8 protein-coding genes are annotated in these 7,002 nt (G+C 42.0%); 2 read left to right on the top strand and 6 right to left on the bottom strand.

What is annotated here, in order from left to right; translation table 11 throughout:
- The first annotated feature begins 137 nt into the window (after positions 1 to 137).
- Entirely contained in the window at positions 138 to 860 is a 723-nt protein-coding gene (locus EIP89_RS11200) for an SIMPL domain-containing protein (RefSeq protein ID WP_124398776.1), read from the top strand.
- Positions 861 to 930: 70 nt separating this feature from the next.
- Here EIP89_RS11200 and gap read toward each other — a convergent pair whose 3' ends face one another.
- The 5 genes from gap to EIP89_RS11225 form a co-directional block, all read right to left on the bottom strand.
- Positions 931 to 1,941, bottom strand: coding sequence for a type I glyceraldehyde-3-phosphate dehydrogenase (gene gap / locus EIP89_RS11205; RefSeq protein WP_124398777.1), 1,011 nt, complete (start codon positions 1,939 to 1,941; stop codon positions 931 to 933).
- A gap of 11 nt (positions 1,942 to 1,952) precedes the next feature.
- Complete coding sequence (gene pfkA, locus EIP89_RS11210) at positions 1,953 to 2,936, bottom strand: 6-phosphofructokinase (protein ID WP_124398778.1); 984 nt, start codon at positions 2,934 to 2,936, stop codon at positions 1,953 to 1,955.
- Between the two features lie 99 nt (positions 2,937 to 3,035).
- Positions 3,036 to 4,136, bottom strand: a complete 1,101-nt coding sequence (gene dnaJ, locus EIP89_RS11215; RefSeq protein ID WP_124398779.1) for a molecular chaperone DnaJ — start codon at positions 4,134 to 4,136, stop codon at positions 3,036 to 3,038.
- Between the two features lie 11 nt (positions 4,137 to 4,147).
- On the bottom strand, positions 4,148 to 4,690 hold the full coding sequence (locus EIP89_RS11220; RefSeq protein ID WP_124398780.1) for a nucleotide exchange factor GrpE: 543 nt from the start codon (positions 4,688 to 4,690) through the stop codon (positions 4,148 to 4,150).
- Between the two features lie 84 nt (positions 4,691 to 4,774).
- A complete protein-coding gene (locus EIP89_RS11225) occupies positions 4,775 to 5,317 on the bottom strand; it encodes a TlpA family protein disulfide reductase (protein WP_124398781.1) in 543 nt (180 codons plus the stop codon).
- An 86-nt stretch (positions 5,318 to 5,403) separates the two neighbouring features.
- Here EIP89_RS11225 and EIP89_RS11230 point away from each other — a divergent pair, with 86 nt between their 5' ends.
- Complete coding sequence (locus EIP89_RS11230; protein ID WP_124398782.1) at positions 5,404 to 5,751, top strand: hypothetical protein; 348 nt, start codon at positions 5,404 to 5,406, stop codon at positions 5,749 to 5,751.
- Between the two features lie 8 nt (positions 5,752 to 5,759).
- On the opposite strand, the gene EIP89_RS11235 is transcribed toward EIP89_RS11230, so the two are convergent.
- Positions 5,760 to 6,764: an FAD:protein FMN transferase gene (locus EIP89_RS11235; protein WP_124398783.1), complete on the bottom strand. Its 1,005-nt coding sequence runs from the start codon at positions 6,762 to 6,764 to the stop codon at positions 5,760 to 5,762.
- Positions 6,765 to 7,002 lie beyond the last annotated feature (238 nt).

Genomic DNA, 7,002 nt, shown 5'->3' on the forward strand with positions numbered 1-7,002 from the left:
CAAATTTTTGCCTCTAAATAAAATTAACACCCAAAATGACGAAAATGGATTTTATAAATCATTGTATAACAAATATTTATAATTACAACTAAGCAAAAAATAAAAAATCTGCGGAAGTCAGGAAAAACAAATTAAACTTGCTCGCCATCAGCATCGTATCTCTTTCGGCAATTATCGTAGCTCTCATTCTCAAAAGCGCCTACCTTGCTCGCATCCAATCAAATGACACCATCTCGGTAACAGGTCTCGGCAATAAAGATTTTGACAGCGACCTCATTGTTTGGTCAGGTACTTTTAACCGCATCAATAAAGATTTAAAAAAGGCTTATGCAGAAATTGACCAAGATCGCGAAACGATTAAAAAGTATCTGATTTCAAAAGGCATTAAAGAAGAAAACATTGTTTTTCAAAGCATTAACATCAATCGCGAATTTAACAACGAGTATGATGCAAACTACAATGTGAGAAAAAGCACTTTCGTGGGGTACAATTTGTCGCAATCCGTAACGATCGAATCTAACGAAGTAGATAAAGTAGAAGCCATAGCTCGATCTATTACTGAACTCATCAATCAGGGCATTGAATTTTACTCTAACAGTCCACAATATTTTTACACAAAACTTGCTGAGCTTAAGCTGGAGATGATCGAGGCAGCTACACAAGATGCATATACACGAGCCAAAAAAATTGCTGAAAATTCTGGTAGTAAAGTGTACAAGTTAAAAAAGGCTTCGATGGGAGTATTTCAGATTGTAGCCCAAAACTCAGCTGAAGACTTTACTTGGGGTGGAGCTTTTAATACCGATAGCCGAAAGAAAACCGCCTCAATAACTGTAAAGCTCGAATATTTAATCAAATAAGGGCAAATAAAAATAAACCCGGCTCACATGGAATCTGTCAGCCGGGTTTTTTTATTCTTCCAATCAAGTTTTAAATAATTCCGGAAATCTTAGCCCACTTTACGACCAGGTCAGCTACGCGAACTGAGTAACCGGCTTCGTTGTCGTACCAGCCTACCACCTTTACCACTCTGCCATTGGCGGCTGTGAGCTCTGAGTCAAAGATGCAGGAATAAGGAGAGCCCACAATGTCGGCTGATACGATGGGGTCTTCGCAATACTGCATAATGCCAGCCAGTTCGTTTTCGGCAGCGGCCTTCATAGCAGCGTTGATTTCTTCTACTGTCACTTCACGGCTCAGCACTGCTGTAAGATCTGTTACTGAACCTGTAGGTGTGGGTACACGCAGAGCATAGCCATCGAGCTTGCCTTTAAGCTCAGGCAATACCTTGCCTACTGCCTTAGCAGCTCCGGTACTGGTAGGTACGATGGACAATGCAGCAGCTCGAGCTCTGCGAAGGTCTTTGTGGGGTGCATCTTGAAGATTTTGATCGGCGGTGTAGGCGTGTACTGTAGTCATGTATCCGCTCTCGATTCCAAATTTTTCATGAAGCACCTTTGCCATCGGAGCCAGGCAATTGGTGGTACATGAGGCATTGCTGATAATGTTTTCATCGGCAGTGAGCTTATCGTCGTTTACACCGAGAACAAACATTTTTACATCGCCTTCAGCCGGAGCAGTTAAGATCACCTTTTTAGCACCGGCGGTGAGGTGTTTGCTCATTTTTTCTCGATTTCTGAATACGCCAGTGGATTCTACCACGATGTCGATTCCCAACTCACCCCAAGGAAGCTGTTCCGGATCTTTCTGTGCAAATACTTTTATGGACTTGCCATTTACGATGATGGCATTGTCTTCTGAAGAAACCGGATATTTAAATCTGCCGTGAATTGAATCGTATTTTAAGAGATGCGCCAAGGTATGAGCATCGGTGAGGTCGTTAATAGCAACTACCTCAATAGAGGGATTTTCGATGAGGTTTCTAAACGAGAGTCTTCCTATTCTCCCAAAACCGTTGATGGCGACTTTAATCGTACTCATGGTGATTGTTTTTAGATGGTTAAAATTTTATTGATTCGAATAAGTTCTGGATTGATATAAGCTCTGCGCGTAATGGCCTCTTCGAAGGGTGTATAGATCACCTGATTGTGCATCACGCCGGCCATCACTTTGTTTCGGCCAATCAATAGTCCTTCAACAGCGGCTACGCCAAGCTTAGAGGCAAGCACGCGATCAAAAACTGTTGGCGATCCCCCTCTCTGAAGGTGCCCGAGAATGGTGACTTTTATATCGAGATGGGGAAATTTTGCTTTGAGATGATCAGCGATTTCGAAGATGTTTCCAAGTTTGTTGCCTTCGGCCACTACAATAATGTTTGAGAATTTTTTGTTTTGTCCAGCTCTTTCGATAGCCTGGTAAAGTTGATCGTACGTAATGCTATTCTCGGGCATTATCACTTCAAGAGCACCAGCAGCTATAGCCGATCGCAAAGCGATAAAACCGCTGTCGCGACCCATTACCTCCACCAGAAAGAGACGGTCGTGTGAAGAAGCTGTGTCTCGAATCTTGTCAATACACTCGATAGCAGTATTTGTTGCTGTGTCAAAACCTATGGTAAAGTCCGTTCCGTACAGGTCGTTGTCAATTGTACCCGGCACACCTATTACCTGAAAGTCGAATTCTTCCGAAAAAATTTTGGCCCCTGTAAAGCTTCCGTCTCCACCAATTACTATTAAGGCATCAATTCCGGCTTTTACCAAATTCTCGTGTGCCTGCTTGCGGCCTTCGGGTGTTCGGAAGCGCTGACTACGTGCCGATTTTAGAAATGTTCCGCCGTGATTAAGGATGTATTTTACAGATCTGGAATCCAATTCTTCGAATGTGCCGTCTATCAATCCCTCATAACCGTTGTAAACACCTGATACTTTTTTACCATAATACACTGCGCTGCGCACTACGGCTCTGATGGCTGCATTCATTCCAGGCGCATCGCCTCCGGAAGTGAGAACAGCTATGTGAGAAGGCAATTTTAGCATAAAAAAAATTTGAACTCAGGGCAAACTTAGTGTTCATTGTACGCTTACGCAACTGACGATTGTCAATGAAGCACTAAAGATTGCGCTGAGTTCAATAGGTTAAGAGAACATCTCTTTTACTTTTTCAAAGAAGGACTTATCGGTTTTATCAGGAGCGGGCTTGAAATTGGGATCATAGGCCCACGACTGCATGATGCGCTGTTGCTCGGGCGTAAGCTTTTTGGGTATCCAAACATTTACGTGAATCAAAAGATCGCCTCTTTCGTACCCGTTGATATTGGGAATACCTTTTCCTTTAAGTCTCAAAATCTTTCCGCTTTGTGTACCGGGCTCGAGCTTTACCCTCAGTTTAGAGCCAAAGTAGGGAATTTCTACCTGAGTGCCGAGCACAGCATCAGGTATTGAGATGTAGAGGTCGTAGTGCAGATTGGTACCTTCGCGTTTGAAGAGTTCGTGTTCTACCTCTTCGATTTGAATGATTAAATCTCCCGGCTTACCACCACCTGGTGCTTCGTTTCCTTTACCGCGTATTTGCAATTGCATACCTTCTACTGCACCGGGAGGTATTTGAATGGATACGGTATCTTCTACTTTTTCTAGTCCATCAGGGCCTACGCCAGGTGGCACATTTGTGATGGTTTTACCTGTTCCCATACAATGGCTACAGGTTGTCTCTGCCCGCATTGCACCAAAAATGGTGTTTTGCACCTTGTACACCCTACCGGTTCCGTTGCAAATGCGGCAGGTTGTAAAGTTTACGCCCTTAGCCAGTACCGAGCGCTTTATCTTGATTTTCTTCTCAGAACCGTTTATGATGTCTTCGAGTGTGACTTTGATTTTTACTCGAAGGTTAGAACCTCTTGCGCCACCTCTGCTTCCGGAAAAGCCAAATTCATCACCGAAGCCAAAGATGTCTTTAAAGCGATCGAAGATGTCGTAGGGGTCCATGTCGGCATACTGACCACCTGCTGACGAAGTTGCTGCGTGGCCATATCTGTCGTACATGGCTCGCTTTTCAGGGTCGCTGAGCACTTCATAGGCTTCGGCAGCCTCTTTAAATTTTTCTTCGGCTTCTTTGTTATTTGGGTTTTTATCAGGATGGTACTGGATGGCCAGCTTGCGATAGGCTTTTTTTATTTCATCGGCTGTAGCGTTACGGCTCACACCCAGCACCTCGTAATAATCTCTTTTCGCAGCCATACCTACAGCATTTATTCACCTACTACCACTTTGGCATATCTCAGTATCTTTTCACCGAGCATGTAGCCACGTTCTACTTCGTCCACCACCTTTCCTTTCATATCCTCACTGGGTGCAGGAATTTTGGTGATGGCTTCCATAGATTCTACATCAAAGTCCTTTCCGCTGGCTGATTCCATAGGCTTCAAGCCTTTGTGAATCATGATATCCAGCATCTTGTGATGGATCAATTTAAAACCTTCTAAAACAGGATCACCTGAAATTTTGTCACCTAAGTTTTTAAAGGCTCTGTCAAAATCATCTAATACAGGCAAAAGAGCTTGCATGAGCTCCTTGTTGGCCGTCTGTACTAGCTCCATGCGCTCTTTGGCATTGCGCTTTCTAAAATTTTCAAAATCAGCGTATAAACGCAAATATTTATCTTTCAATTCTGCAAGTTCTTCGTTTTCTGATATAGTGGGTTCTGGCGCTTCACTTTCAGCGCTTCCTGGTTCATGTGTATCAACAATAGGGTTGTGAATTTCCTCAATGGGTTCTTTTACGTTTTCTTCCATTTTAAAAAGAGTAAATGCAGCTCAGGCAATTAATCAAAAGTACTGCCATCAGAATTTATACCGACAAAATGACTTGTTTAATGATTAACGCTGATTGGTGCGTAGTCCTTCAAGGGCGCGTTCGAGCGCCTGCCCTCTCAATCCACGAGCTATAATTACCCCTTTTTCATCGATGAGATAGGTCATCGGAATTGAGTTTACGTTGTATATGCGTGCAGGCTCTGATTTCCAAAACTTTAAGTCGCTTACGTGATTCGGCCAGATGAGGCCATCATCAGCGATTGCCTTTTGCCAATCAGCTTTATTCTGATCGAGGGATACTGAATAAATTTCAAAGCCATTGGCTTTACCAAATTTGGCATCTTTATAAGTGCGATACAGTCGAACGAGATTTGGATTTTCCATTCGACACGGCCTACACCACGAAGCCCAGAAGTCAATGAGAACAATCTTGCCTCTTAAATCCGAGAGCTTGAGAATTTTGTTATCAGGATTGGGAAAAGCAAGCTCAGGGGCAGTGTCGCCCACACTCAAACCTACAGATTGATTTTTTTGCTTGTATGCAAAAAAAGCAAGAGTTGTAAAAGACAGAACAGCTGTAGCAAATAGGACAGAAATTTTTTTCACTTTTTACACTTATTACGATCAGCAAAGTTATAAAATTTTGCTTTCTTTGTAGTTGTGGTCGATCACATAGCCCGTTTTAAACAGATATGAAACACAGCAGTGTAAGTAAAGCAGCTTATGAACTGTTAACCATTCAGTCAATTGATAGCCCAACCGATTTACACAACGGTTTAGATGAATTGCTCGATAGACATTTAGATCGCCATTTCATCATTGATGTAACAAAAATTACACTGAAAGAATCGCATTCAAAAGAATTGCAAAAACTCCTTGATAAATATCGAAGTAGCAATAGATCAATAATTTATATCACAAAGATTGAAGATTTAAGTCATTTTGACGAGCGTGCTCCGGTGGTGCCCACTTTGCAAGAGGCCATTGACTTTTTAGAGATGGAAGAAATCGAGCGAAAACTGACAGGAGAAGAAGAATAGCCTGCTAATCACCGTTCGACGTACTTTGAAAATCCCTCAGAACGCCAGGTTTCGTAGCCTTTATATCGATCGAAGTAGATAAAAAGGTATTCAAATTCCGGATGTTTAGAGGCAAATTGCTTGGCTTCTTGAAGTCCCATCACCAGTAGTGCGGTAGCAAGCCCATCAGCAGTGGCGCAGTCATCAGCCATCACTGATACACTTAAGAGGTTGTGGTTAGTAGGGTATCCGGTCTTGGGATTGATTGTGTGTGACAAGCGCGAACCATTAGGCAAAGTTCTATACTTTCGGTAACTGCCTGAGGTAGCCAGCGATTTGTCTTTGAGTTTTATTACAGTTTGAAATTTTTGATTGTTTGGATCATCAACGGGTTTCTCAATGCCAATTAGCCAGATTTTATTATTGATGTTCTTGCCTTTGCAACGCACTTCTCCTCCCACCTCTACCATATAATTCTGTATGCCTTTTGACTCTAAAAATTCAGCAATCACGTCCACAGTATAGCCTTGGGCTATGGCATTGAGGTCCAATTTCATTCCTGCAGGAAGTTTTACGGAAGTCGAATCATAAGCAATTTTTGAAAAACCAATAAAATTCAGCACAGAATCAACCTTCGAGGAGTCAATTGCACCAGTGAAGTTTGGGTCTTCAATTTTCCAAAGCTGAACAAGCGGATACACTGTTATATCAAATAAGCCATCTGTCATTTGATAAATCTTATCGGAGAGTTTGAGCACGTTGTAAAAATGTGTTTCAATTGGAGTCACTTCACCTGCATTCAACCGGGAAATGGTGCTAGACGGCACGTAGGTGCTCATCTCCTGATCTACAAAAGCAAAGATGCTATCTATCTCTCGCTGATAATCTGTGCCTTGGATGGTGATGTATTGTATGTTGTACGTCGTGCCTTGAGCTTTGCCGCGATTTATGCGCATTACCTCTTCGCCCACCTTTGGTTGGCATGCTTGAATCATGAAAGTCAATAAAAATATGAGTTTAAAAAGTGATTTCATTTGTTAAGCAATTTTTTTTTCGCGTAAAGTGATTGATAAATAAGAAGAGTTGTTGTTTGTATTTCCTTTTTCTACAAGGAATATTTACCCAAATACCAAAAGAGCAAGTATAAAGAAGCTGTCCTAAAAGAGGGCAGCTTTTTTTTATCAGTTTTTAAATGGTATTTAATGTTACAAAAAATGAATTAGACTTAAAGCAGGTTTTTGGTAGTGATATTTCAAAAAATTGATTTTTGAA

Source organism: Thermaurantimonas aggregans (assembly GCF_003851885.1).
GTDB classification, from domain to species: Bacteria; Bacteroidota; Bacteroidia; order Flavobacteriales; family Schleiferiaceae; genus Thermaurantimonas; species Thermaurantimonas aggregans.

Excerpts from the sequence above, each read along its gene's own strand:
- gap (WP_124398777.1), bottom strand. The coding sequence starts at position 1,941 with ATGAGTACGATTAAAGTCGCCATCAACGGTTTTGGGAGAATAGGAAGA.
- pfkA (WP_124398778.1), bottom strand. The coding sequence starts at position 2,936 with ATGCTAAAATTGCCTTCTCACATAGCTGTTCTCACTTCCGGAGGCGAT.
- dnaJ (WP_124398779.1), bottom strand. The coding sequence starts at position 4,136 with ATGGCTGCGAAAAGAGATTATTACGAGGTGCTGGGTGTGAGCCGTAAC.
- EIP89_RS11220 (WP_124398780.1), bottom strand. The coding sequence starts at position 4,690 with ATGGAAGAAAACGTAAAAGAACCCATTGAGGAAATTCACAACCCTATT.
- EIP89_RS11230 (WP_124398782.1), top strand. The coding sequence starts at position 5,404 with ATGAAACACAGCAGTGTAAGTAAAGCAGCTTATGAACTGTTAACCATT.
- EIP89_RS11235 (WP_124398783.1), bottom strand. The coding sequence starts at position 6,764 with ATGAAATCACTTTTTAAACTCATATTTTTATTGACTTTCATGATTCAA.